The following is a 23,679-nucleotide window of genomic DNA, read 5'->3' on the forward strand; positions in this document are numbered from 1 at the left end:
CATTATGAAAAACAGAGTCGCATTTGTGACCGGTGCCGGCCAGGGCATTGGCGCTGCCATCGCCTTACGCCTGGCAAAAGACGGCTTTGCCGTTGCCATCGCGGATTTCAATCTTGAAACAGCGCAGCATGTCGCTGATGAGATTATCCGCTCGGGGGGAAAGGCTTTGGCGCTGCAGGTTGATGTCAGCCAACGCGACAAGGTATTTCACGCTGTTGAAGAGGCACGCCATGCGCTGTGCGATTTCAATGTGATTGTGAACAATGCCGGTATTGCGCCATCAACACCCATCAGCGATATCACCGAAGAGATTGTGGATAAGGTCTATAACGTCAACGTCAAGGGGGTGATTTGGGGAATGCAGGCGGCGATCAACGCTTTCGCCGCGGAGAATCACGGCGGCAAAATCATTAATGCCTGCTCTCAGGCAGGACATGTAGGCAACCCGGAACTTGCCGTATACAGTTCCAGCAAGTTTGCCGTTCGCGGGCTTACGCAGACAGCGGCCAAGGATCTTGCGCCTAAAGGCATCACGGTTAATGCATTCTGTCCCGGCATTGTTAACACTCCTATGTGGCAATCCATCGACAAACAAATTTCAGAAGCGGCAGGTAAACCGGCCGGGTATGGTACTGAGGAGTTTGCCAAACGTATTACTCTGGGCCGCCTATCTGAGCCGGAAGATGTAGCCGCCTGCGTTGCATTTCTGGCGGGACCCGACTCCGATTACATGACCGGGCAATCGCTATTAATCGACGGCGGTATGGTATTCAACTGATTCAGTGATCGTGCTTACCCGCACTACAATGCGGGTAAGTTATTAGCCATGAGTATTTACCTATGCATCTCATTCCATCGGAAGAACAGTTGCGCGTCTTCCTGGCTAAACGGCAGGTAACCTATTTTATCTTTGCGATCAACATCACCCTTTATTTCAGTCCCAATTTGACTGCCAGCCGATGAAGATTACCGGGATCCAATTCCAGCTTTCTAGCCGCCTTAGCCCACACCCGATCGCAGCTTTCATAAACCTGTTTAATGTAGTCGTACTGAAATTTACGCGTCGCCTCGCTGAGGTTCACCACTGGCGTGGTTAGCAACGTTTTGATCGGCTCTGCATGAACGGTTCCGCCATCCTGCAGTTGAAAATGTTGTGGAAGCAGAATGACTTCGCCGTTGCGTGATTCGGCCTGCGCGATGATCACGGCACGATATATAGCATGTTCCAGCTCGCGCACATTTCCCGGCCAGCTTGCGGCTTGCAGCATAGCGCGGCAGCCAGCACTTAACGCAACGCTCAACAGGCCAAATTTTACCCGACACTTTTCACAGAAATAGCCCGCTAGCAGTACGATATCGTCACGACGTTCATTCAGCGACGGGACGAACAGCGGGAAGACGCTAAGGCGATGATAAAGATCAGCCCTGAATTTGCCATCGGTCACCGCCTTGCGCATATCGAGGTTGGTTGCGGCGATAATGCGCACATCCACGGTAAGCGGCTTATCTTCGCCCACTCGCTGCAGATCGCCATACTGCAGCACGCGTAGCAGCTTGGCCTGCAGCGAAAGCGGCAACTCTCCAATCTCATCAAGAAACAGCGTCCCTTTATCCGCCAATTCGAATTTGCCCGGCCGATCGTGAATGGCGCCGGTGAACGCCCCTTTGACGTGGCCAAACAGCTCGCTCTCCGCCACGCTTTCCGGCAGGGCTGCACAGTTGAGATAAACCAGCGGCCGCGCTGCGCGATGAGAATGTTGGTGAAGGGCCTGAGCAACCAACTCTTTACCGGTGCCGGTTTCGCCCATGATCAACACGCTGAGATCGGAAGGAGCAACCACACCAATCTGTTGTTTGAGATGCGCTAACGCCGTCGAATCACCGATGATCTCCACCTCCTCACTCTCTTCGGGCCGGTGTGGTGGCGGTGTAAAGGATGAGGCGGGTTTTTCTAAACGCTCCATCAGCAAGGCATTATTCAGTGCGCCCGCCGTCAGGCTCGCCAGCACCCGTAACTCTTCATCGCTGTAATCATCAAATTGAGTAGCGTTAATGCCATCCAGCGTCAGGGCGCCGATCAGCGTTTGCCCAACAAAAAGTGGCATGCCGACGCAGGCGTGGACGTGTAAATCGCCTTGGTCGGGAATCAATCCATCATAGGGATCGGGTAAATCACTGTCGGCGGGAAAGCGCACCACATCGCCAGCCCGCGCAATGGCCTCAAGTCGTGGATGAGCATCGAGATTGAATCGCCGCCCCATCACATCCGGTGCCAGACCCGCGGTGGCCAGCGGACGAAACTGCTGATTCTCATAACGTAATAGCGCGGTGGCGTCACAGTTTAGCGCGCCGTGGATGCTGTTAATCATCCGCATAAACCGGTCGCGGCCATGCACTCCATTTTGAATATCAACAGCCAGTGCCGCCAGCGTCTGAACAGAAAGAGTCATATTGTCACCCGCACATGAATTGTCTCAAAGACAAGCAAAGACATTGTATTTTACACAACATGCAATTATCCATTTGATTAAAATCAATGTGTTATGTTATGGCACGGAATATGCCTCATTAGATTAGATAATGTAGCTCAGGAGTATCACCGTGTCAGAACAACAAAACAGTCAGGCGCTTAGCGCTTAGCAAATTGCATCGGCCGCGGATGCCCTGCGTTGGGCAGCGGCATTATCTATCCACCGGCGCTGTTAATTGCACTGAATATATAACCCGCTGCGGCGGGTTTTTTATGCCTGTAAATTGTCATTAATACAATTAGTTGTCACTAACACAAAACTGGTTATTGTAATTTAAACAACATCCAATATGTAAACATATAAATATGAGTAACTTAAATATTGGCACGCTTGATGCACAACGATTGTGAAACCAACTTACGCTAACAGGGCATCAAATGAATATTCACGTAAAAAACAACATTTTTTGGGTCGGCAAACGTGACTGGGAAGTTGAGCACTTTCACGGCAAAGAGTACAAGATGCAACGGGGCACCAGCTATAACAGCTATCTTATTCGCGAAGCCAGGAACGTCCTGATCGATACGGTTGATCTGAAATTCCGTACTGATTTTGTTAAGAATCTGGCAGAAGAAATCGACCTGAAAAAAATCGATGCCATCGTAATTAACCATGCAGAAGAAGACCATTCAGGCGCACTCGCCGAACTGCTGGCGCTGATTCCAAACACGCCGATTTACTGCACCGCTAACGGCGTTGATTCCATCAATGGTCATCACCACCATCCCGAATGGAATTTTAACGTGGTTAAAACCGGTGATTCGCTTGATCTCGGCAACGGCAAAAAACTGATCTTTGTTGAAACCCCGATGTTGCACTGGCCAGACAGCATGATGACTTACATGACAGAGGACGCCGTGCTGTTCAGTAATGACGCCTTCGGCCAGCATTACTGCGATGAACATCTGTTTAACGATGAAGTTGACCAACACGAACTATTTGATCAATGCCAGCGCTATTTCTCCAATATCCTGACGCCTTTTGCGCGTCTGGTTACCTCAAAAATCAATGAGATACTCGGCTTTAATCTGCCGGTCAGCATGATTGCGACTTCGCATGGCGTGGTGTGGCGCGATAAACCCACCCAGATTGTAGAGCTGTACCTGCAATGGGCTGCGGATTACCAGGAAGATCGCATCACCCTGTTCTACGACGCCATGTCTAACAACACCCGCATGATGGCGGATGCGATCGCCGAAGGTATCCGCGAAACCGATCCGCGCGTTGCCGTGAAGGTTTACAACGTCTCCACCCACGACAAAAACGAAATCATCACCTCCTGCTTCCGCTCCAAGGGCATTTTGGTCGGTTCCTCCACCATGAACAATGTGATGATGCCGAAGGTGGCGGGCATGCTGGAAGAGATTACCGGCCTGAAATTCCGCAATAAACGCGCCTCCGCGTTCGGTTCTTATGGCTGGACTGGCGGAGCGGTGGATCGCGTTGCCACTCGCCTGCAGGATGCCGGTTTTGATATGACGATTGCGCTCAAAACCAAGTGGCGTCCCGACCTCTCCGCGTTGGAAGAGTGCCGCGAGCATGGCCGCAAAATCGCCCGTGAATGGGTGCTCTCGCCGCTGCCAGTAACCGTCGTTGCAGCGAATACCGCCGCTGCGGTTATGGCAGCTTCCGCACCCACAAACCAGGGTGGCGTCGGTGTGGTAGAAGCGGGTGAAGACATCGGGCAGAAAATGATTTGTACGGTTTGTCAGTGGGTTTACGACCCGGCCGAAGGCGAACCAAACCAGGATGTCCTACCCGGAACCGCATGGGAAGCCGTGCCAGACGATTTCTTATGCCCTGGATGCGCGCTGGGCAAATCCGTGTTTGATCCTTACGAGGGCTGAGTCCATGTCAGCAGACATTGTGATTGTTGGCTCAGGCTTCGCCGCCCGCCAGCTGGTCAAAAACATCCGGCATCTGGATAAACATGTGCCGATTCGCATCATTGCGGCCGATAGCTGTGATGAATACAACAAGCCCGAACTCAGTCATGTTTTCAGTATGGGTTATCGCGCTGAGGCACTCACTCGACAAACCGCAGCAGAGTGGGCGGAAAACCAGAACATCATGCTGCATCCTTTTACCACGGTTTCGCGCATTGATACGGCAGCAAAGGTTATCAGAACTCCCGCTGGCGATTACGTCTATGGCAAGTTGGTGCTTGCTACTGGTGCCGAGGCCATCGTACCGGCGATAGAAGGCAGTGATCTGATCTTCACGCTGAACAGTCAGCAGGAATACCGCCGCTATGACAACGCGCTGATAGATGCGCATCGAATATTGATGGTCGGCGGGGGTCTCATCGGCACAGAACTCGCGATGGATTTTAACCGTGCAGGTAAAGCAGTAACGGTAATGGACCGCAGTAACGGCCTTCTTTCGGCGCTGTTACCGCCGGAAATCAGTGCTCGTCTGCAAAACCGTTTGATGAACAACGGAGTAGAGTTTCTCTTCAGGCATGAACTTACCAAAATCTCACGGCATGAAGATTTACTGGAGGCAACGTTCAGTAACGGACAACGGAGGATTTTTAACGCCGTGGTGTGTGCCATTGGCTTACGCCCTAATCTTACGCTGGCGCAGAGTGCGGGAATCGAAACACGTCGTGGAATTGTGGTTGATGACACTCTCGCCACCTCGGCTACCGATGTCTACGCCTTGGGTGATTGTGCAGAGATTCAGGGAAAACTGATGCCCTATCTGCAGCCCGCTACCCTTGCGGCAATGACGCTGGCTAAAAACCTTACCGGTCACGACGCCAAACTGATGCTGCCAGCCATGTTGATCAAGGTTAAAACGCCGGATATGCCGCTTCACCTGGCGGGCGATCCAGCGAATGCAGCTTATCATTGGGATATGGCGTTATCCCCGTCAGGCATTATTGCTCAAGGCCGTGATGAAGACGGGGCATTACGGGCATTTGTTGTCAGCGAAGAGCATATGAAGCTGGCATTCAGTATGTTGAAAGACATCAAACTTTCGGGCACATCTTAACCCAAGCATTTTATTAACAGACGATCGGACGCATTTAGGTTCGCTAATTAAAGCGACGATGGTCCTTACATCTACCAGGCCGGTAATCCACCGGCCATTGCTTCCAACTTAATATCAAAGGTTGTGGCACAATGAATATGCCTGAAGCCCCAGCAGTAACCAATATTACCCTGCATAACCCCTCCTCTTGCACCTGTGGGAGAATTATTTGGTTAACCATGCACTGTGATTCCTTCGCCATGAATATGGGAACATGTGACGTTGATGCACGCATTGATGCAAGTATTGGAACGATTTCTCAGCGTAAAACGTTCCCACCTGGAATGCTCAAGGAGGTCGTTGCTGCGATATTTTGGGAGATGTGGAATGCGTGGGAGCCAGCAGAAGGCATAAAGGTTGTGGCTGAATAATAAACAACACCTAAGCCGCATTTTTATAAGTTTCAATCAGTGCCAATAGCGGACATTAATGAATGTTGCCGTGGATTAAACGCCGCGATGTTTATCTTTGTATTGGCGTTATCAAAAAACAGACTGTGCCTTGCCGTTGTTTAGGCCTTTCGCCGTTATGCCTCTGACAAAACCTGTAATCTGTACAATCGTTGTATAATGCGCGTCCCTTGCTTCACAGCTTTTAGAGGCTGGCAGGTGCATCCTTGCACATAACGCCTTTTTATCATCCATGGTTCTCGGTGTTCTTTTGCTAAGCACAGCCATTCAGAGAATGATGAAATGTCGGCCATTCATTCCCCGGCTTTAGCTGTTATACAACTTACTCATCAGCTTCGGTTAAGCCAGCAAATATCCAACAAGAACTCCACTACCAGGGCTGACGACCATGGCTACCAAAAAAACCACCCGTCGGCCCATCTGATTCCGTTAATGCCATTTTTATGGCCGTAATGGCTCCTTCATCTGGCGTCAGAAAACCCGTATTGCCATTTAAATCGGTCTGCACATGGCCGGGTTCAACGGCATTGACTTTAATACCCATAGGTTCGAGTTCTTTCGCGAATGAAACGGTAACAGCGTTCAGAGCAACCTTTGAAGAGGTGTAACCTAACAGGTTTACGCTTGAATATATTGAAGTCGGATCGGTAATTAGCGTTAAGGATCCTACGCCGCTGCCCATCATGACAATCCGGGCATTGCTGGACGCTTTAAGCAGAGGTAGGAAAGCCTGTGTCACCCGAATCGGGCCAAACAGATTAACTTCATACACCGCTTTCATATCCTCAATACTAACCTGGCTTGGTGGGATATGAATATCATTGATGATGCCGGCATTATTAATAAGGACATCAAGTGATGCGACTTTACGCGAGAGTTCATTAACGGCATTGGTCACGCTTGCTTCATCCGAGACATCCAGTTCAAGTAGTCTGACGTCAAGACCTTCCTGGATTAAGCGTTCAACGGCGTCTTCACCCCGCCTGCGGTCGCGCGCGCCCATCCAGACGGTCATACCGGCCTTTGCCAGACCTTTGACGATTGCAAAACCAATACCTTTATTGGCTCCGGTAACGAGAGCGTTCTTATCAGTGTCCACTACGCCTCCTCAGCCTGTGAACGGGCGGCAGAGTTGCCAACATGGAACTGAAGATTACCCATCAAACGCGGAACAACGTTGCGGGATGTGAAGCGCCACTGGCCGTCATGTTTCTCAAAACTGTCGAAATAGCGTCCAGTGCAAATTGGCTGCAATGAAAATCCATCCAGCTCCTGATGAACGGTGAAATAGCTGACGCTCGTTGCTGTATTACCGGCCGGCGAGATGTCTATCAGTGCATTAGAAACGTTATGCGACGTCCGGGGCGTTCCGTATTCATGGCGCTGAACGCCATGGATAAGAAATTGTTCAACTTCTTCGCGACCCTGCGCAGTATCACTTAAAACGATAAATTCGGAATGCTTGAACAATTCAGCGTTTTCGGCAAATTTCCCATCATCCAGATTGTGGACATAGATAGCCAGCAAACGCTGTATTTGTAATTCATCGATATAATTTTGAATATTTTCAACTTTGTTAAAGTTAGTCATGATTAGAACTCCTCAGGATAGGATTAAATTCCACATTCTTTTAAAAGCGAACGGATATAATTAACTTTATTTGATAGCAGACACAGAAAGCGTGTAATTGACACCTTCAGCCCAGCAGTGCAGCGAATGTATTGCTCACATTAAATGATGAACAACGTCACTCGGCAGATGAGATATAATTGTTAGCCTCTGCGTTACATTAAAATATTAGATCTGCGATGCACCACCATCAGAAAATATTTCAGCGCCATTGATATAGGCGGCATCCTCACTGGCAAGGAAAGCAACCGCTTTTGCAATTTCGCTTATCTTCCCAATGCGCCCGATTGGGCTGCGGTCTCTTAACGATTGTAAAATTACGTCCACAGGCTGTGGCAGGAAGTCGCGTAAAGACTGCGTATCAACCGGGCCGGGACTGAGAACATTTATGCGAACGCCTGAACCTTTGATATCCAGTATCCAGCTACGTACCATTGCGCGTAATGCGGCCTTGGTACCGCCATAAATACTCATCCCCTCCCCGGGATTAATTGAGGCCGTCGATCCTGTAATAACAATGCTGCTACCGGGTTTCATCAGCGGTAAGGCTTTCTGCACGGTAAATGTAATACCTCTTACGTTGGTGGTGAACTGACGATCAAACTTCTCGGGAGTAATTTGCCCGAGTGGTTCAATTTCTCCCATGCCAGCATTAGCGATTAAAATATCAATGCGACCAAATCGGGATTTAATCTGCTCATAAAATGTATCCAGATCGGGGAGGCTTGAAACATCCAGCTGAACCTGACTCGCATCAGGGCCTAAAGTACTGACTGCCGACTCAAGTTTATTTTTATTTCGGCCAGTAATGATTACGGTTGCACCGCGTGCGGCAAGCTCTTGCGCGATACCCAGACCGATGCCGGATGACGCACCGGTTACAACTGCGATTTTGTTCTGGAATGACTGAGGCATGGTGATGTTTCCTTTCTGGTAGTGATTGAACATGTAGTGATCACTACATAGAAAAAGATTCATGCACAAGCTTTATTTTAATGGCTATTTATAAATCGATTAAATTCAATTACATAAATTTAACCTTTGATGCTTTATCATTTAGCGGTTACTATATAAATAGCATTTAGGAGGCGAGATGACACAGATAAACAGGCAGCGACGCCCTGCTTTTGATCGCGAGGCTGGTGTGGCCATTGCACAGGCGCTATTTCATGAACATGGCTATGACGCAGTGAGCATTGCTGACCTGACTCAGGCGTTGAACATTAAGCCACCCAGTTTTTATGCTGCATATGGCAGTAAGGTGGGTTTATACCAGAGGACACTGGAACGTTACGCACAGGAGAGCGCGCTTCCTCTAGATAAACTTTTATCACCCGAGAAATCTGTTGCGGAAGGTGTGGAAGCTTTGCTTATTGCAGCAGCCAGACAATACGGGCGTCATGCGCATCAGCGTGGTTGTTTGGTTACTGAGGGCATGCGCGCTGATGATAAAGATGCCCGGGAAGTCGCCTGTAAGATAGCTCAGCCAGGAACTACAGCCATTCATAATTGGCTTAAGGCTAAGTGTCCACAATCAGCTGAATGCCTTACAGACTTTATTGTGGTGACACTGAAAGGGTTATCTGCTGCAGCCTATCAGGGCATGTCTCAACGCAGACTCATAGAAACAGCAAAAATGTCTTCTCAGGTTGTTTCCGCACATGTTAAATAATATTGAGCGTTTGGGTCGCCTATATTAATCCGTTCTCTAAAAAGGTTATGTTATTATTTAAAATCCCATCCCCCCTAATTATTCATCACCTTCAGGGGTAAGTGGATAACTTATACATCGTTATTGAAAACAAGAGCGGCTGCTTTTCTCTCACAGCCGACCTGATGTGCAGCAGCATCTATTGATTTAAGAATGACTCTACTTCGTTGGAAAACCGTTCTGGCTGATCCAGCATAATAAAGTGAAAACTGTTATCGATACGTGTGAACTGAATATCTGGCGCAGAAGCATAGGCCTGACGGTACATCGCATCCACGCTGGCGGCAGGAATCCCGAATAAGGTGTCATATGCGTACATGACCTCAATCGGCGCTTTAATGCGACCAAGTTCGGGACGCAGATCGGTAATCATTAATTCATACACGGCATCCGCCACTGTTTTGCGATCAGAATTAATCCCCGCAGTCACCAAAGCTGGCCTCTCCGACTCGGTCTTAGCCAGACGGGCTATGGATGCTTTCTGAAACTCTGCCATTTGCTCTGGCGACTGCCCCAATAGCCAATCCCGCGTAGCAGTAGCACGTGGGGCTGCAGTTTCGCTGGTCGCCGCAGGGTCAATCATCAGCATATAGAACGGCAACGCATCGACGATCATCAAACGACCGACCAGGTCGGGATGACGGGCCGCCAGCAATATTGCTATTTCTCCCCCAAGAGAATGGCCAATAATTACCGGTGCTTTGATGTGCTGGCTTTGAATGTAATCAGCGATGGCATCAACTGCCGGAGCGATGACCTTCCCGTCAGGATTGGCAATGGCAGGCGTACTCGCAAAGCCCGCAAGTTCTATAAGATGAATGCGGTGGCTCTTACGTAAACCTGATGCTAAATCGCCCCAAACTTCGCGTGACGATGCCAACCCCGGAATTAATATGACATCCGCTCCTGAGCCTTGCGTCTGTACAGAGATACGCTGCGAGTTCGGATGCTCTGCAGGTATAGACATAGACTGAGTTGCGGACGCTGAGACTAAGACTGACAGCAATAAAAGAGTCCCTCCAAGCGCGGCACGAATAGTTGCGGTAGGCATGAGTTTAGTCCTTGTTATTTTTATCCCTAATGAACCGGGTTAGCTTACAGAAGGGTTTATCATAAAAGATAAAATCATTAGGGTATGGATACAAAGACTTTGGCATGTGCCGGTAACAGTTCCGCGCTGCCAGGATAAACGTTAGTTCGCTTTTCACTCATAGCGAAGCTGCCTTGCAATGTCTGCTTCGTGCCAAAAGCGGACGTTACGGCACATTATTTTATGATGTGGTAAATATCCCTGTCTTTGACAGATACAAACATTTGGACATTTGCGTGTTTATAGTTGCAAGTGTCATTATCGTTTTTGTCTTACTCGCGGAAAGAAACTACTGCAATGCCAAGCGCACCGCCGATTTGCTGATTTGCTGATTTGTTTGAAGTAAACCGGATGCGGCACCTGCATACTCGGCGGGTACGTCACGCATAATCGCCACCGTTCTGGGCGCAAACACAAGTGCAATGCCGACGGCGTGAACAAACAGTGGGATAAGCACGGCCGGGAAGTACGTGCTGTACTCGTCCATCATCGCCAAGCCAAGTAGACTGGCGGCAACGAGCATGCTCCCACTGACAAGCAGCCTGCCAATTCCAAAATGACCTAATAGCCTGGGCACGAAACGACTGATCACAAACACCGTTATAGTTACGGGCAGGTAGGCGAGGCCGGCAACAATCGGCGTATAGCCCAAGATACGTTGGAAATACTGAACGAGCATAAACAGCACTGAAAAATGCACGCCAACGATCAGTGCCATCACTATCAGATGCTGAATTGAGATTCGGGTGCTGATTGGAAAAATGAGATTTCAGAGTTCAATCAAACATTGAAAGCCACCGTCTAGGCGGCTTGAATTCAAGGATTAGTAGCCAACGCCGCGCACACCACCCGCAGCCCGGATGGATTCGCCCGTTACCCAATGGGAGTCTTCAGATGCCAGAAAAACTGCGACGGGTGCGATATCGGTGGGTTCGCCGAAGCGACCCAATGGTGTTCCTGCAAGCAGCTTTACCCCGAGTTCTCCCGCGAAATTTCCGTCGGTTGCGGGCGTATTGGTATGACCAGGCAAAATTGAGTTTACGCGAATGCCGCGCGGTCCTAGCTCACGAGCCAGCGCAAATGTCATTGTGTCAACCGCTCCTTTGGTTGCTGAATAGACACTAGAGGCAAGGTAAGGGTCGGTGCTTAGAATGGAACTAATGTTTATGATGCTCCCTCCCGCATCACCAAAATGTTTTACCGCCTCTCTGATTGCCAGGAAGTAGCCCAGAACATTGACGTTGAATTGCTTGTGGAACGCATCTTCCGTCATATCGGAGATCATTTCGAATACGGCGACACCAGCATTGTTGACCAAAACGTCCAGCTTGCCATGGTCCGCCTTAACCTTGTCAAACAAACGGACGACGTCTGCCGACTTGCTCATATCCGCTTGCACGGCAAATGCTTTTCCTCCCGCAGCCTCTATTGACGCGACGACGGTGTTAGCACCCTTTTCGTTACTGGCATAGTTCACGATGACAGTAGCCCCTTCTGCTCCGAGTGCTTTTGCGATGCCACTGCCAATACCGCTTGACGCGCCCGTTACAATGGCGACTTTTCCGGATAACTTCATTTGGTGACCTTTTTGTTTAACGTATGTGCTCGAGGCAAATCGCCCCGATTGACAAGAGTTATTTTAAGGCGGTCACACGCTCATTTACGTGCCTGATCTTCGCATATCGTTGCCTATTCTTCTCGTTTGATTGCAGCGCAGAAGCGTTGGCGTATATTGGTCGGCATGAATGATACAATTAATGAATTGCGCAACTTAGTGATGCGCGCTGAAAATGAATGGACCGCTACCGGTATTCCGCGCGTAAGGATGGTCAGAGGAGAGGCGTGCTCTGACCAGTTGTATGAACCGATGCTCCACCTAGTATTACAGGGGACTAAAAACCTCTCTATTGGCAATCAGGTTCTTTGGTTCGAGCCTGCGTCCTACACGCTTATCCCAATCGATGTACCGGCTATAGGACAGATTCATTCCGATGGCCCGAACAAGCCTTTTCTGGCTGTTGGCTTGACTTTAGACCGTGTTGTTATCGCGACCATGTTCGGTGACCTTTGCGATACCCGGCCAATCCTTCGTGAACCCGATTTTTCGCCTACTGCCGCGTCAACGGAAATGATGGACGCCTGGCTCCGGATGATGCGGCTAGTTGATCGCCCGGACGAAGCGGGAATATTGGCGCCGATGATCGAAAGGGAAATACTCTTTAGGATTTTTCAAGGCCCACACGGCAATATGCTCAGGCAAATCGCACATGCTGAGAGCGGGCTGTCACAGGTTCGTCGGGCGATCGACTGGATACGCGTACACTTTGCCGAACCTTTCCTCGTGGAAGAGCTTGCGGCTCTGGCTGGGATGAGCGTTGCCGCATTGTATCGCCATTTCAAAGCAGCTACCGCCATGACGCCGATCCAGTATCAGAAAAGGCTCAGACTTTTGAAGGCTCGTCGGCAGCTCTTATTCGAGTCAGACGCAGCGGCCGCGGTGGCCTTCTCCGTCGGTTATGAAAGTGTCTCTCAGTTCAGCCGGGAATATGCGCGCATGTTCGGCATGCCTCCCGCACGTGATGTGGCCCGGTTCAAAACCCCGGGAGTTTGAAGCATGTTGATTAGGTTTTAGGGGGAAAGTCTATATACGTTGTATTTATGCCTTATTCAGCATTTTACTCAACATCATGACCTGCTTCCCGATGTCAATAAAATTATTTAGCTTGCAGCACGAATATCGCAGCCGACAGTCTTTGTCGTTTACAGCAATGTCCGTTTTTCGCTCATATCGGTCCTTGTGCCCAAGTCAGTCCGCTCTGCGCTCAAAAGTGGACTCTAAACCAGAGGATACCCTTTTGTCTGATTACTATCAGCTTGTTGAAACTGTTCCGTCCGTAGAGGATTTTTGCCGCTTACGCATTATCTCAGGGTTGACGCCACGTACCGCAGAGGGTGTCCGTCTGGGGCTGCCTAACAGCTGTTATGGTGTACATATATGCTGGCAGAATACTGTCGTCGGCATGGGACGTATAGTGGGTGACGGCGCCATTAATATGGAAATTGTCGATGTAGCTGTTGATCCAGAGCATCAGGGTAGAGGGCTGGGCCGCAAGTTAATGGAAAGTTTGGCAAACTGGCTCGATAAAAATGCATGTGATGGTGCTTATGTAACTCTCATGGCTGATGTGCCGGAGTTGTACGAAAAATTTGGCTTCATGCGAGTCAGCCCTGTGAGTGAAGGCATGGCAAGGGTCTGGAAACGAACTAAAACTACATAAGATAATGTCTGCTTTTCGCGCATATGGGACCCTGTCTTGCAGCTGTCTGCTTTGTGCCATTAAAGGAAAATGAGATGTCACCTCAGGTGATCGCACGGTAACTTTATTATTCTTTAAATTAATAACATTACCGTTATATCGTTGTTTAGGCTATTAACGTGCTGTTTTCTATCTATAAGCTTACTAAATAAGGATTAAAAGATGGTCTCATTTCGCTTAATGACGCAAGAAGAGTATCCTGCTTATCTTGAATATTTTATTTCTGATTATGCAGATGAGATAGCGTCAAATTATCGGATGTCCAGAAGTGATTCGCTGGCGAGAGCCAGGCAGGAAATATCAGAATTGCTTCCAGAAGGAATGAATACACATGGGCAAACTTTACTGTTTATTGTCGAAAACTTAGATGTATCTCAAAGGCATGTTGGCTATCTCTGGTACAAGCCAGATGTGGGAATGCGCACAGCGTTTATTTATGATTTTCATATTTTCAATTCATACCAAGGAGAGGGGTTGGGTAAACAGACTCTTAGCGCTTTTGAAGAGAATCTTCAGGATAAGGGTTTTAAAGAGATTAGACTTCGCGTTGCTGGAGATAATGCTCGTGCTCTCCATATCTACGAGAGCAGCGGTTATGGAGTAACGGGTATCAATATGAGTAAGGCCATTGTGAACAAGAATATTAAATAACAGACTAAGTAATTTAAAACTATTTCCGCTAAGCTAATTTTCTTCCAGCCTGCGTAGCATATTAAATCCTTCAGCCATGCTCTGCGTTCTTAGCTCAACAAACCCCGGGTTGCCCGGGGTGGGATTTGCGAATTGGATATCCATCAGTCATTCCAATGATTTCAGTCTTCATATTCTGGACATGATTAACTGAAGGGTTTAACGTGAGAGTCGTAATGCCCTTGCCTTTGTAACTATAAATGTCTGCTGTGTGCCAAAAGTGGACGTTATCGGGACCCTATAACGCTAATTATTTCCAGCATCACGTTCCGGGATCCTCAACTTATGCACGAGTCGATTCTTAACCATTCTCTTTTCCTTATGCGACTGGCAGTGCAATGAATGCAGCGATGAAAATCAATGTCCTATTTGTCCCTCGTTAATTAAAAGTGTTAGCCCTTTGAAGTGAGATTTTTTTCATATCCGCTGAAGGTGGCAGTCCAAAATATCTTGCGTATTCTCGGCTAAATTGAGTGTGGCTTTGATAGCCTACCGAAAGCGCGACATTCATAATATTTTCGCCGGAGGTGGCAAGCTTATATCTGGCCTGCATCAGGCGAATTTGTTTTTGGTATTGCATTGGGCTGAGGGCGGTAATAGCGCGGAAATGGCGATGAAAGGCGGATACGCTTAGTGCTGCCATTCCGGCCAGATCCTCCACCCGCAAAGATTGCGCATAATTCGTCTTAATCCAGTTAATTACCTTGTAGATACGTGCAAGATGGGTATCAGGCGTAGCGATATCCCGTAACATCCAACCCATTGGTCCCTGCAGTACCCGAAAAAGAATTTCCCGTTCATACGCTGGTGCCAGAGCGGCTATTTCATCTGGCTTTCTGATAAGGCTAAGCATCCTTAACCAGGCATCCAGTAATTCCTGCGTTACCGGCGCTACCGAAAATCCTGAATGATAAAGATTAGCCGTGCCGGTTTTGGGAATACTATCCAATAGGTCTGCAATAATTTCAGCTTTGGGCGTCAAACTGACGGCCAAATAAGGTGCATTGGTAACGTCATCAGGAAATACATTACCTACAGCGGGTAAGTCTACCGACATCACAAAGTAAGTTGCAGGATTATAGTGTAAGGTCCTGCCACCGACAGACATACTTTTTGAACCCGTCAGAATCAGGTTAATCATCGGCTCATAAACAGCAGAAAGTCTGTGCTCAGGAATTTCTCCCTGCACCATAGCCACCCGCGGTATTCCCGTCTCTGTCCGCTGATTTCCAGCTCCGGAAGCCAGCTCTCTTAGTTCGTGTAATTTATTTTCCATCCGCGATTGATAGCACGCCTCCGTATCCAGCAACAGCATAAAAGCAGAATTGGGCAACAATCGAAGAGGATCGCATACGCCAGCGTTCCTCCTGATGCGTAACCTGTGAAGCGTATTCTTTAACTTACAGGAGCAATGATGAAATATGTTCTGATTACCGGCGGTAGCCGGGGAATAGGTGCCAGTACAGCGATAGAGTGTGCCCGACGTGGATTTGGCGTCATTCTGACCTGGAACAGCCAAGGTGAATCTGCACAATCTATTGTTGATCGCATCAAGGCTGAAGGCGGTAAAGCCATTGCGATGCAGCTGGATGTGGGTGATGTTGGAAGTTTTGATCTATTCCGCAGTTCACTTGAGCAGGCGATGAAAACCCAATGGAATGCATCTGGTCTGGATGGTCTCGTTAACAACGCCGGTTACGGACTGTTTAATCCGCTTGATACAGTCACTGAAGCGCAATTTGATGGCTTAATGAATGTGCATCTTAAAGGGCCATTCTTTTTAACTCAGAAGCTGCTGCCTTTACTGCGTAAAGATTCCAGTATTGTGAATATTACCAGCGCCACCACGCGCGTAGCCATCGCTGGCGTAGCCCCTTATGCGGCGTTCAAAGGTGGCCTCGAAGTCCTCACTCGCTATATGGCTAAGGAGTTTGGTAGTCGTGGAATTAGGGTGAACGCGGTATCGCCCGGCCCCATCCGCACCGAGCTTGGCGGTGGACTTAATGATGAGCTTGAATCTCTGCTTGCTGCACAAACGGCGTTAGGACGCGTAGGTGAACCTCATGAAGTCGCGCGCGTGATTGCCTCACTATTAACGTCCGATGGTGGCTGGATCAGTGCACAGTCAATTGAAGTTGCGGGCGGCTTTCACGTCTGAAAAAGGAACACACTATGCTCGACCATATCTTTATTTCAGTCAGCGATCCTGAACGTTCCATCGCATTTTATGAGCGCGTTCTGCCTATTCTCGGCATCGTAAACCGTCATGATTATGACGGTAAACAGGGGCCTTCTGGGCATCCAGACCTGAAAGGCTTTGGTGCAAATGGCCGGATATTTTTTTGGCTCAGGCAGGGAGTCGTTTGCCCGGATGCTGTTCACGTAGGTTTCAATGCAGAATCGGAAAACATGGTCAACGACGCCCATGCTGAAGCACTCGCTGCGGGGGCAACCGAAATTCACCCTCCCGGCACGCAACGGCATTATGACCCTCGTTATTACGCGTCACAGGTCAGGGATCCCGATGGATATACCCTTGAATTTGTATACAAAAATTGGCAACAAGCTGGTCGAATATGAAGACGTTGATGATTTATGGCGCAAGCGGTTATACCGGCAGCATGATTGTTCAACACGTATTAGCGTCCGGCATTTCGGTCATTATTGCGGGGCGTAATAAAGAGAAATTGGCCGCTATGGCCAATGACCTGAACTTACCTTTTAACGTTTTCACCGTTGGTGACAATTAAGCGCATAGTCATGCAGGCTTTGTAAAAAGATCAGGAGTATTTTTCACTGCATGGACATGACAATGGTGCAGGAAATGGCCCGCCTGCGCCGCCTTGACGCGGCCTCTGAGGAGGTACTGGCGGAGTATAATGATAAATTTGAACGCCTAAGGGAGTTTCGGAAGACCCATCGGTATACTATTCAATGTACTGGCTGAAACGAAGAAGGTAACCATCCGGGTCCTGCACGAGAAACTCTCGCTGACAGGCGGTCGTTTCTACGGTGCTGTAATGATTATCGCGAAGATCACGGAACAGCGTTATGCCATGCGCACTTACTCTGTCGAAAATCTGCTTAATGTCATCGACTTCTATCTGGAAATTGACGCCACGCCCCAACGGCCTGGCGAGCTCCGCCGTGTTCCATCCGCTTGAATGATAATGCTCAAGCATCAGTTGCGCCTCACCGAGGCTGATATAAGCAAAATCCGGCTCTGTGCGTCTGATTATGACACTGAAGCCAAGCACGTCTGTGTAGAAGTGCAGGGAGGCGGGAAAATCCGTCACGGTCAGCTCAGGAACCAATCGGTTCCAGTAGAGTTCCTTTGGTTCAGTCATTTTTCTCATCCTTTTTGACTGACATAGCATACACAAAATAACTTATGCAGAGCTCATGGCCATAGTATTATGTTAAAAGACACTCAGTAACTCCCCTACACTGACCTTTTGTCCCATTCACCGTGGGTCAGTGTAAATAGCATGCTGGCCGGCGCATCTTTCACATCATGAATATCCCGTACATACCTGAGCCCGGCATTCGTTAGGACTTTCTGGGATGCAAGGTGATTTGCTCTTACTACTGCAGATATCTCAGACAGTTTGAGCTCACCAAATCCGTAGCTTACCGCATGGTTAGCAAACTCCGTCGCCAGGCCTTTTCCCCATGACTCAGCAGAGAAACGATATCCCAAGTTATTGATAGAGGTATCAGCATAACTGCGGATACTTAGCCCACCAAAACCGATGATTTTTTCGGGATTATCCTTCAACGAGATAGCCCAGTTTCCGAAAGCATACTCTTCCCAGTGTTTAAGCCAGTGAGCCAAAATATCGCGGGCATAATCAATATCAGGGTACGGGCCAGCGGGATTAAAGGTATTTGTAGCAGGATCGCCATAAATTCTGAAGAGGTCATCTGCGTCTGAGGTGATTACAGGCCGAAGATGCAGTCGAGAGATAGTTATCTTCAAAATGTCTCCTGAGGTTTTGATTCATTCAATGAGTTATCTTGCTGTTTTAATAGCTAGAAATCTTAAGGTTCACAACAGGGTTGTAATGTTTAATATGACAGAGAACTAACCTGACGCCATGATTTTTGACGTCCGCCTCGCAGTTCTCACAAGGCTGCAGCGACCTACTCGCAGCCGTTATTTTGTTTAACTACACGCGGATGAAGGGGTAAAAGTGGTGGTGTACCGTTAAATTTTCTTTCCCTCACGCCTATTCCTCAACCTCGCCTTTTGCTAGCCTATGCGGCTGGACTGCTTCCAGCCGCATTCGCGTTGCCGGTTAAGGAGTTTCCATGTCGCCTTTCAACAAACACCGCCCCTTCATTTCCCTTTCTCGTCGTCAGCGTCGTAAAAAAGTCATCAAGCTTAAAAACCGTATCTATCGTGAACGTCAGCGTTGTGGCGGGATGTTCTATGATGACTGCGATATCCAACACTACCAAGACAACCCCGACCATATTTGGGCGTGGAGTGATATCTATTTTGTCGGCCGCGATCCCGCCGATCTCTGGAATGCTGAAATCATCACGGCTAAGTTGGCGTTTCAAGATGCGGTACACGATCGCGCATTCAATGAAACCTGGGCGATGCTCAGTCAGCAGGAACAAGAAGAAGAGGCGCGATATGAAACAACCCCCAATGTGAATAGCAAAGGCAAAATCGTTAGCCATACCCTTGTGCACCGAGAAAAACTGGCCTATGCGATTTTTGGCGGACTGACATTTTGGCAGTTTGTTGAGAAGCGTGAGCAGGAAATAGCGCAAGATGAACCGCCGGCTGTGTGTTGTGGTTATAAGTTTCTACCGGGGTTCGCTTATGGGCATGGGCTACGGATGATTGTTGATGCTGAGGCGCTGAGTGTGCCGGTTATTGAGGCGGCGATTGGGGATTTTTTGAAAAGAGTGAGTGAAGTGCTGGGGGACAGCGATTTATATGTGGGAGGATTTAGGATTTCACAATCTCTTTCTAAATTCATATCACGCTGAAACAATAGGATTTATCATTTTCAAACCATAGTCATCAATAAGGCCATCCATGAATAGCACAGTATACGATGCTTTCCGCTGCCTGAACTTACTCGCGACAGCGACTCGTCCGCATGGAATTCGTGAAATGGGACGGGAGCTTGGACTGGATTCAGCCAAGGTTACACGATTGATACAGACTTTGCTGACGCTTGATATGGTACAGCGCGATGCCAACCGCAAATACAGTTTGGGTATCGGTATCCACCGCTTATCGGCTCACGCGATTCACAATTCGGCTTTTTACAATGCAGTAATGGACTTACTGGAAGAGAGCGGGAATCACGCCATCTCCATCGTGATCGGTGTGCTAAGTGGAAATAAGGTGGTCTACTTGATTCATACCCGCGGCGGAAAAAGTATTGCGCGTGCCATAGGCAATTATGAGTCCTATCCGGTCCATGATTCGGTGATCGGTATAAAACTTCTATCAGCGATGAGCGACGAAGAGATTATCAGCCAGATTGGTATCCACGATTATCAACTGCTGAGAAGTGATATTGACGAGTCGCGCCGGCATCAGGTGTTTGCCAAAGATTTTGGAGAGGGCGATTACCGCCTGGCATGTAATATCCCTGGCATGCAGGCAGCGATCGCGCTATCGAATATCAGCAGTGAAAAAATGGATATTGAAAGCTTACGTTTGTATCTGACGTCGGCCGCGAAAAAAATCAGCGGAGAATCACTGCCGATGCTGCAGCAATAATTCGCAACGAGCCGCGGTCTCGGCCACGCGCTGGCCAGTTTTATACAGCGCGGAACCGAGCCCTACACTGTCGTAATAACGCAGGAACTCAGCTGCATTCTCCACCCCTACCCCACCCACGGCTGAAAAGCTGACGGGCTGAGAGAGCGGGCCTTTCACCAGTTGAGGGTAATTTGTTGGCAGTGCACAGGCCGGAAAAACCTTCATCACATCCACTCCCAGATCGATCGCCGTGAATATTTCACTCGGCGAATACACCCCCGCGTACACTAAAAGTCTATGCAGTTTAGCCTGCGCAATCACAGCCGGATTCAGGTTAGGAGTCAGGATAAAATCCGCAGCGGCCGAAAAACTTCGCTGAACCTGATCTGCTGTAGTAACCGTTCCCACGCCGAGTTGGATATCACTCCCAAAGCGCTGGCGGACTTGTCGCAGACTGATTTCCCAGTTGGGTGAGTTGGTCGTGATTTCTATACGTTGAATGCCATGCTCAACTAAACAGGCAATATGCGGCACTGCATCTTCGGGCGTAATCCCGCGGAGGATAGCGATGATTTGGTGATTATCCGCCATAGCTAAACACCTCATTTAATCCGGCAATGATTGCGTCTTCAGCAGCTAAAAGTTCATAACGATGATGCAAAACCTCACATGCCTGCTGGTAACGGGGCAAAAGCATTTCACTACCAATAAAGCACACCGTTTTATCGCCGCCGGGATGCCCGCATGCAACTTCGTATCCAATGAGCAATCCGGAAAGCCAGGAGGCGGCCTCTTCCTGTGCCAGAGCACCAAGAATGTAACGGCCCCGGCAGCGAAACAGTTCCGTCACCAGCTCAACTTTTTCATGCACCACTGACAGCGCGGTTTCGACACCCGCCTGAAAAGCGGCCGGCGAGTGAACTTGCTCCGGCAAGCCTTTACCCACCACGGAGTGATTGAGTAATAAATGATAAAGCTCGCCGGTCATCAAGGTCTGCATCCCTGTGACCTGCTGCTGCGAGCGCTCAACCTTCAGCCATTTACTGTGGGTGCCGACGGCGGCGAATGTGGCGGCATCAGAAAGCGTAAGCGCACCCGCCAGCTGCATCTCTTCACCCCGGCAGATCTCATTCACTCGTTTATCGCAAATGCCGGGACGTAAGGTCAGCGGATTTGGCAAGATATCCGGCAGTTCCATGCCTTTACCCAGGAGTTGCGAAAAACTCAGTGGCATATCGAGGTAACCGGCGTCAGCAATACCGATATTGCTGCCAATCATGCCGCAGAGCAGCACGGGTATTTGTTCATCGTAAGCATCTTCCAGCCGATGCAGCTGCTGCTTTAAAATCTCAGGCAACGCTGAGCGCTGGCACTTGCCGACGCCGCAGCTGTCTTGCACAGATTTGATCACTACGCCATCGCGCACGCTGAGGGCGCGAAAATTGCTGGTACCCCAGTCCACCGCGATATAGTTCATGGACGTCCTCCCAAGACGGCGAGAGGCAGGTAATCCGTGATCTCTTTCAATTCCCGACGCGTGGCGTCATCCAGACTTTTCGCCGGCTCACGTACATAATCGCTGGCAAAAATGCCTGCCTGATGCAGCACTGTTTTATGTATGGCTACCCCGATCCCCGGTTGCACTCCATAGCGCAGGAAAGGTAGATAGCGATAAAACAGCGCCTGCGCTTCCTGACGATCCTGCTGCCATGCCGCCAGGATGGCATTGATCACGTCCGGGAATTCGCAAGCAGGCATGGTGCCCGTTACACCACGGCATAACTCCTCAAACAGGAAACCTGCGTTCAAGCCGCCAAACAGGCCTACGCTATCTCCAAGCGCCTGTTTTAACGCAGTGATTTTCAACGTCGTCGGCGGTTGTTCCACTTTGATATACCTGATGGCAGGAAAGTCCTGACACAAACGCACCAGCGTCGAAACGGGAATGTTAACGCCCGTCATCAGAGGCGCATCCTGGATCATGATATCGATTTCGCAGGCCTGACATATGTCTCGCCAGAAGTGATAGATCTCCTCCGGACCGGGCTTAACCACCGAAGGCGGATTGACCATTGCCACCTGAGCCCCCCAGCGATGCACCCGGTTGATCTCTTCAATGGCAACAGGGGATGAAGCACCGCCAGCAGCAGCCACCAGCGGCAAATCACCCACCAGCCTTTTGACGCAAAAGAACAGACTCTGCTTTTCATCCTGCGTTAAGGCGTAGCCTTCGGAAGCATTGCCAAACAATGCCAGGCCATCAATGCCTTGTTGCAGCAGAAATTTCACCAAACGTTCAATGGATGTAAAATCCAGCTGGCCCTGCTCATCAAACGCCGTGGCGAGAATCGGTACGTTACCTTTTAACATGCAGCCTCCATCACCACGTCGCGCACGCGATCTTCATCGATTTCAATGCCTAATCCTGCGCCCTGCGGCAAATGATACTCACCGCGTTCGCAAATCAGTGGCTGCTTGAGCAGTTGATTAGCGATGGCAAAAACGGGCGGCTGATATTCGAGCATAAACAGGTTGGGTATGGCGGCGGCAACATGGATCGACGCGGCGATGCAGGGACCTAAACCTACGCTTAAATGCGGTGCCACGCATAAATTCCATGTCTCGGCCAGCGATGCGATATGCATCAGCTCGCTAATGCCGGTTCTGCCGACATCGGGCTGCAGGATGTCTGCAGCGCGCTGTTCAATCACCGCTTTGAATTGATAACGCGTACGCTCGGTTTCACCTAACGCAATGCTGACCGCGCTTTTGCCACGTAATTCGCGATGGCCGGCGATATCTTCTGGCAGCAATGGTGCTTCGAGAAAGCCGACGCCCAGCGCGTGCAGTTGCGCTGCTAAATCGGTAGCCTCTGCCACGCTGTAATTCCAGTGCGCATCAATGAAGACTTGCGCCTCATCGCCGAGCGTTTCACGAATGGCGCGAATATTTTTAATGTCTTCGCGCACGCCGTAGCCCAGGGCTAACTTAACGGCATTAAAGCCCTTCTCCTGCCATTGCCTGGCGAGGCGGCAGCGGCTTTCAATGTCGGGCTCAGGTAAACCCGAGACATAGCAAGGAATCACATCGCGAAAGGCACCGCCGAGTAGTTGATGGACCGGAAGACCCAGAATTTTGCCCTTGAGATCCCACAATGCGATATCCACACCAGCAATAGCGTCGATATGATAACCACCGGTATGTCCACGATCGCGCATCGAGTCATACATCCTTGAGTTGAGCACGCCGCTAGAGAATGGCGATTCCCCGATCAACAATGGCGCAAACAGTTGCTTAATCAGTTCCGCGATCACCTGAGGCACCACTGGCGCCAGCGCTTCTCCCCACCCTACATGCCCTTCGCTACTGGTAATTTTCACCAGGCAGGTTTCCATCTTGCGTGAGTAGACGCAGCGGTATTCTGGACGATAGTAATAATCCGGGCCGTTTCCGTCCGACTTACCGCCGAGGTAGGCATGTTCCGGGGTAATTTTGAGTGGGAAACACTCCACTTTCGTTATGTGCATAAAGGCT

The 23,679-nt window shown here is 49.5% G+C and carries 27 protein-coding genes; 13 read left to right on the forward strand and 14 right to left on the reverse strand.

Annotation, left to right across the window (positions count from 1 at the left end):
- The first annotated feature begins 4 nt into the window (after positions 1 to 4).
- Entirely contained in the window at positions 5 to 778 is a 774-nt protein-coding gene (locus PMI17_RS00740) for a (S)-acetoin forming diacetyl reductase (RefSeq protein ID WP_007885083.1), read from the forward strand.
- A gap of 151 nt (positions 779 to 929) precedes the next feature.
- On the opposite strand, the gene norR is transcribed toward PMI17_RS00740, so the two are convergent.
- The gene (gene norR, locus PMI17_RS00745) at positions 930 to 2,450 is read right to left on the reverse strand and encodes a nitric oxide reductase transcriptional regulator NorR (RefSeq protein WP_007885086.1); all 1,521 of its coding nucleotides are present in this window, start codon (positions 2,448 to 2,450) and stop codon (positions 930 to 932) included.
- Positions 2,451 to 2,908: 458 nt separating this feature from the next.
- On the opposite strand from norR, the gene norV reads away from it, so the two are divergent.
- The 3 genes from norV (at position 2,909) to PMI17_RS25270 (ending at position 5,938) form a co-directional block, all read left to right on the forward strand.
- Positions 2,909 to 4,378 carry an anaerobic nitric oxide reductase flavorubredoxin gene (gene norV, locus PMI17_RS00750; RefSeq protein WP_007885088.1) on the forward strand — a complete coding sequence of 490 codons (1,470 nt, stop codon included), beginning with the start codon at positions 2,909 to 2,911 and terminating at the stop codon, positions 4,376 to 4,378.
- Positions 4,379 to 4,382: 4 nt separating this feature from the next.
- Positions 4,383 to 5,528, forward strand: a complete 1,146-nt coding sequence (norW, locus tag PMI17_RS00755; protein ID WP_007885089.1) for an NADH:flavorubredoxin reductase NorW — start codon at positions 4,383 to 4,385, stop codon at positions 5,526 to 5,528.
- Positions 5,529 to 5,659: 131 nt separating this feature from the next.
- Entirely contained in the window at positions 5,660 to 5,938 is a 279-nt protein-coding gene (locus PMI17_RS25270; protein WP_007885090.1) for a hypothetical protein, read from the forward strand.
- 409 nt (positions 5,939 to 6,347) lie between these two features.
- On the opposite strand, the gene PMI17_RS00760 is transcribed toward PMI17_RS25270, so the two are convergent.
- The 3 genes from PMI17_RS00760 to PMI17_RS00770 all read right to left on the reverse strand — a co-directional run bounded on the left by PMI17_RS00760 (position 6,348) and on the right by PMI17_RS00770 (position 8,521).
- Positions 6,348 to 7,076: an SDR family oxidoreductase gene (locus PMI17_RS00760; RefSeq protein WP_007885091.1), complete on the reverse strand. Its 729-nt coding sequence runs from the start codon at positions 7,074 to 7,076 to the stop codon at positions 6,348 to 6,350.
- Complete coding sequence (locus tag PMI17_RS00765) at positions 7,076 to 7,567, reverse strand: nuclear transport factor 2 family protein (protein WP_007885092.1); 492 nt, start codon at positions 7,565 to 7,567, stop codon at positions 7,076 to 7,078. The genes PMI17_RS00760 and PMI17_RS00765 overlap by 1 nt, the downstream gene beginning before the upstream one ends.
- Before the next feature lie 207 nt (positions 7,568 to 7,774).
- Positions 7,775 to 8,521, reverse strand: coding sequence for an SDR family NAD(P)-dependent oxidoreductase (locus PMI17_RS00770; protein WP_007885093.1), 747 nt, complete (start codon positions 8,519 to 8,521; stop codon positions 7,775 to 7,777).
- A 178-nt stretch (positions 8,522 to 8,699) separates the two neighbouring features.
- Here PMI17_RS00770 and PMI17_RS00775 point away from each other — a divergent pair, with 178 nt between their 5' ends.
- The gene (locus tag PMI17_RS00775) at positions 8,700 to 9,278 is read left to right on the forward strand and encodes a TetR/AcrR family transcriptional regulator (RefSeq protein WP_007885095.1); all 579 of its coding nucleotides are present in this window, start codon (positions 8,700 to 8,702) and stop codon (positions 9,276 to 9,278) included.
- A gap of 178 nt (positions 9,279 to 9,456) precedes the next feature.
- On the opposite strand, the gene PMI17_RS00780 is transcribed toward PMI17_RS00775, so the two are convergent.
- The 3 genes from PMI17_RS00780 to PMI17_RS00790 form a co-directional block, all read right to left on the reverse strand.
- Positions 9,457 to 10,368, reverse strand: a complete 912-nt coding sequence (locus tag PMI17_RS00780; protein ID WP_007885100.1) for an alpha/beta fold hydrolase — start codon at positions 10,366 to 10,368, stop codon at positions 9,457 to 9,459.
- A gap of 328 nt (positions 10,369 to 10,696) precedes the next feature.
- Entirely contained in the window at positions 10,697 to 11,125 is a 429-nt protein-coding gene (locus PMI17_RS00785) for an MFS transporter (RefSeq protein WP_007885106.1), read from the reverse strand.
- Between the two features lie 105 nt (positions 11,126 to 11,230).
- Positions 11,231 to 11,983, reverse strand: coding sequence for an SDR family NAD(P)-dependent oxidoreductase (locus PMI17_RS00790; RefSeq protein ID WP_007885109.1), 753 nt, complete (start codon positions 11,981 to 11,983; stop codon positions 11,231 to 11,233).
- A gap of 165 nt (positions 11,984 to 12,148) precedes the next feature.
- Here PMI17_RS00790 and PMI17_RS00795 point away from each other — a divergent pair, with 165 nt between their 5' ends.
- The 3 genes from PMI17_RS00795 (at position 12,149) to PMI17_RS00805 (ending at position 14,375) form a co-directional block, all read left to right on the forward strand.
- Positions 12,149 to 13,018: an AraC family transcriptional regulator gene (locus PMI17_RS00795; protein WP_007885111.1), complete on the forward strand. Its 870-nt coding sequence runs from the start codon at positions 12,149 to 12,151 to the stop codon at positions 13,016 to 13,018.
- A 244-nt stretch (positions 13,019 to 13,262) separates the two neighbouring features.
- Positions 13,263 to 13,685 carry a GNAT family N-acetyltransferase gene (locus PMI17_RS00800; RefSeq protein ID WP_036619826.1) on the forward strand — a complete coding sequence of 141 codons (423 nt, stop codon included), beginning with the start codon at positions 13,263 to 13,265 and terminating at the stop codon, positions 13,683 to 13,685.
- Between the two features lie 201 nt (positions 13,686 to 13,886).
- A complete protein-coding gene (locus PMI17_RS00805) occupies positions 13,887 to 14,375 on the forward strand; it encodes a GNAT family N-acetyltransferase (protein WP_007885114.1) in 489 nt (162 codons plus the stop codon).
- A 418-nt stretch (positions 14,376 to 14,793) separates the two neighbouring features.
- Here the strand turns inward: PMI17_RS00805 and PMI17_RS00810 are convergent, their stop codons facing one another.
- Positions 14,794 to 15,690 (reverse strand): AraC family transcriptional regulator, encoded by an 897-nt coding sequence (locus PMI17_RS00810; RefSeq protein ID WP_036619843.1) that lies wholly within the window; start codon positions 15,688 to 15,690, stop codon positions 14,794 to 14,796.
- A 138-nt stretch (positions 15,691 to 15,828) separates the two neighbouring features.
- Here PMI17_RS00810 and PMI17_RS00815 point away from each other — a divergent pair, with 138 nt between their 5' ends.
- The 3 genes from PMI17_RS00815 to PMI17_RS25275 are packed head-to-tail and all read left to right on the forward strand — an operon-like array spanning position 15,829 to position 17,164.
- Positions 15,829 to 16,572 carry an SDR family NAD(P)-dependent oxidoreductase gene (locus PMI17_RS00815; RefSeq protein WP_007885121.1) on the forward strand — a complete coding sequence of 248 codons (744 nt, stop codon included), beginning with the start codon at positions 15,829 to 15,831 and terminating at the stop codon, positions 16,570 to 16,572.
- Between the two features lie 14 nt (positions 16,573 to 16,586).
- A complete protein-coding gene (locus PMI17_RS00820; protein ID WP_007885122.1) occupies positions 16,587 to 16,994 on the forward strand; it encodes a VOC family protein in 408 nt (135 codons plus the stop codon).
- Positions 16,991 to 17,164: a hypothetical protein gene (locus PMI17_RS25275; protein ID WP_007885127.1), complete on the forward strand. Its 174-nt coding sequence runs from the start codon at positions 16,991 to 16,993 to the stop codon at positions 17,162 to 17,164. The genes PMI17_RS00820 and PMI17_RS25275 overlap by 4 nt, the downstream gene beginning before the upstream one ends.
- Before the next feature lie 177 nt (positions 17,165 to 17,341).
- On the opposite strand, the gene PMI17_RS00825 is transcribed toward PMI17_RS25275, so the two are convergent.
- Entirely contained in the window at positions 17,342 to 17,761 is a 420-nt protein-coding gene (locus PMI17_RS00825; protein ID WP_007885130.1) for a VOC family protein, read from the reverse strand.
- A gap of 95 nt (positions 17,762 to 17,856) precedes the next feature.
- A complete protein-coding gene (locus PMI17_RS00830; RefSeq protein WP_007885131.1) occupies positions 17,857 to 18,393 on the reverse strand; it encodes a GNAT family N-acetyltransferase in 537 nt (178 codons plus the stop codon).
- Positions 18,394 to 18,725: 332 nt separating this feature from the next.
- Between PMI17_RS00830 and PMI17_RS00835 the strand changes: the two genes are divergently transcribed.
- Positions 18,726 to 19,418 (forward strand): hypothetical protein, encoded by a 693-nt coding sequence (locus tag PMI17_RS00835; protein WP_007885135.1) that lies wholly within the window; start codon positions 18,726 to 18,728, stop codon positions 19,416 to 19,418.
- 49 nt (positions 19,419 to 19,467) lie between these two features.
- A complete protein-coding gene (locus tag PMI17_RS00840; protein WP_007885137.1) occupies positions 19,468 to 20,163 on the forward strand; it encodes a helix-turn-helix domain-containing protein in 696 nt (231 codons plus the stop codon).
- Here PMI17_RS00840 and PMI17_RS00845 read toward each other — a convergent pair.
- From PMI17_RS00845 to PMI17_RS00860, 4 genes are read right to left on the reverse strand one after another with little or no spacing between them, the layout of a single operon-like run.
- A complete protein-coding gene (locus PMI17_RS00845; protein ID WP_007885139.1) occupies positions 20,140 to 20,736 on the reverse strand; it encodes a bifunctional 4-hydroxy-2-oxoglutarate aldolase/2-dehydro-3-deoxy-phosphogluconate aldolase in 597 nt (198 codons plus the stop codon). The genes PMI17_RS00840 and PMI17_RS00845 overlap by 24 nt on opposite strands.
- Positions 20,726 to 21,622: a 2-dehydro-3-deoxygalactonokinase gene (locus tag PMI17_RS00850; RefSeq protein ID WP_007885141.1), complete on the reverse strand. Its 897-nt coding sequence runs from the start codon at positions 21,620 to 21,622 to the stop codon at positions 20,726 to 20,728. Before PMI17_RS00850 ends, PMI17_RS00845 begins: the two co-directional genes overlap by 11 nt.
- Positions 21,619 to 22,515 carry a dihydrodipicolinate synthase family protein gene (locus tag PMI17_RS00855; RefSeq protein ID WP_007885143.1) on the reverse strand — a complete coding sequence of 299 codons (897 nt, stop codon included), beginning with the start codon at positions 22,513 to 22,515 and terminating at the stop codon, positions 21,619 to 21,621. Before PMI17_RS00855 ends, PMI17_RS00850 begins: the two co-directional genes overlap by 4 nt.
- Positions 22,509 to 23,672: a mandelate racemase/muconate lactonizing enzyme family protein gene (locus tag PMI17_RS00860; RefSeq protein ID WP_007885144.1), complete on the reverse strand. Its 1,164-nt coding sequence runs from the start codon at positions 23,670 to 23,672 to the stop codon at positions 22,509 to 22,511. Before PMI17_RS00860 ends, PMI17_RS00855 begins: the two co-directional genes overlap by 7 nt.
- Between the last annotated feature and the right edge of the window lie 7 nt (positions 23,673 to 23,679).

Origin of the sequence: Pantoea sp. GM01 (assembly GCF_000282675.1) — a bacterium.
In the GTDB taxonomy this organism is placed as follows: Bacteria; Pseudomonadota; Gammaproteobacteria; order Enterobacterales; family Enterobacteriaceae; genus Pantoea; species Pantoea nemavictus.

Bases quoted from the DNA above. Each gene is read 5' to 3' on its own strand.
- PMI17_RS00795 (WP_007885111.1), top strand. From the start codon at position 12,149: ATGAATGATACAATTAATGAATTGCGCAACTTAGTGATGCGCGCTGAA.
- PMI17_RS00825 (WP_007885130.1), bottom strand. From the start codon at position 17,761: ATGACTGAACCAAAGGAACTCTACTGGAACCGATTGGTTCCTGAGCTG.
- PMI17_RS00835 (WP_007885135.1), top strand. From the start codon at position 18,726: ATGTCGCCTTTCAACAAACACCGCCCCTTCATTTCCCTTTCTCGTCGT.
- PMI17_RS25275 (WP_007885127.1), top strand. From the start codon at position 16,991: ATGAAGACGTTGATGATTTATGGCGCAAGCGGTTATACCGGCAGCATG.
- PMI17_RS00840 (WP_007885137.1), top strand. From the start codon at position 19,468: ATGAATAGCACAGTATACGATGCTTTCCGCTGCCTGAACTTACTCGCG.
- PMI17_RS00770 (WP_007885093.1), bottom strand. From the start codon at position 8,521: ATGCCTCAGTCATTCCAGAACAAAATCGCAGTTGTAACCGGTGCGTCA.
- PMI17_RS00860 (WP_007885144.1), bottom strand. From the start codon at position 23,672: ATGCACATAACGAAAGTGGAGTGTTTCCCACTCAAAATTACCCCGGAA.
- norW (WP_007885089.1), top strand. From the start codon at position 4,383: ATGTCAGCAGACATTGTGATTGTTGGCTCAGGCTTCGCCGCCCGCCAG.
- PMI17_RS00850 (WP_007885141.1), bottom strand. From the start codon at position 21,622: ATGAACTATATCGCGGTGGACTGGGGTACCAGCAATTTTCGCGCCCTC.
- PMI17_RS00805 (WP_007885114.1), top strand. From the start codon at position 13,887: ATGGTCTCATTTCGCTTAATGACGCAAGAAGAGTATCCTGCTTATCTT.
- PMI17_RS25270 (WP_007885090.1), top strand. From the start codon at position 5,660: ATGAATATGCCTGAAGCCCCAGCAGTAACCAATATTACCCTGCATAAC.
- PMI17_RS00815 (WP_007885121.1), top strand. From the start codon at position 15,829: ATGAAATATGTTCTGATTACCGGCGGTAGCCGGGGAATAGGTGCCAGT.
- PMI17_RS00785 (WP_007885106.1), bottom strand. From the start codon at position 11,125: ATGGCACTGATCGTTGGCGTGCATTTTTCAGTGCTGTTTATGCTCGTT.
- PMI17_RS00775 (WP_007885095.1), top strand. From the start codon at position 8,700: ATGACACAGATAAACAGGCAGCGACGCCCTGCTTTTGATCGCGAGGCT.
- PMI17_RS00820 (WP_007885122.1), top strand. From the start codon at position 16,587: ATGCTCGACCATATCTTTATTTCAGTCAGCGATCCTGAACGTTCCATC.
- norV (WP_007885088.1), top strand. From the start codon at position 2,909: ATGAATATTCACGTAAAAAACAACATTTTTTGGGTCGGCAAACGTGAC.
- PMI17_RS00845 (WP_007885139.1), bottom strand. From the start codon at position 20,736: ATGGCGGATAATCACCAAATCATCGCTATCCTCCGCGGGATTACGCCC.
- PMI17_RS00780 (WP_007885100.1), bottom strand. From the start codon at position 10,368: ATGCCTACCGCAACTATTCGTGCCGCGCTTGGAGGGACTCTTTTATTG.
- PMI17_RS00740 (WP_007885083.1), top strand. From the start codon at position 5: ATGAAAAACAGAGTCGCATTTGTGACCGGTGCCGGCCAGGGCATTGGC.
- norR (WP_007885086.1), bottom strand. From the start codon at position 2,450: ATGACTCTTTCTGTTCAGACGCTGGCGGCACTGGCTGTTGATATTCAA.
- PMI17_RS00855 (WP_007885143.1), bottom strand. From the start codon at position 22,515: ATGTTAAAAGGTAACGTACCGATTCTCGCCACGGCGTTTGATGAGCAG.
- PMI17_RS00765 (WP_007885092.1), bottom strand. From the start codon at position 7,567: ATGACTAACTTTAACAAAGTTGAAAATATTCAAAATTATATCGATGAA.
- PMI17_RS00810 (WP_036619843.1), bottom strand. From the start codon at position 15,690: ATGGAAAATAAATTACACGAACTAAGAGAGCTGGCTTCCGGAGCTGGA.
- PMI17_RS00790 (WP_007885109.1), bottom strand. From the start codon at position 11,983: ATGAAGTTATCCGGAAAAGTCGCCATTGTAACGGGCGCGTCAAGCGGT.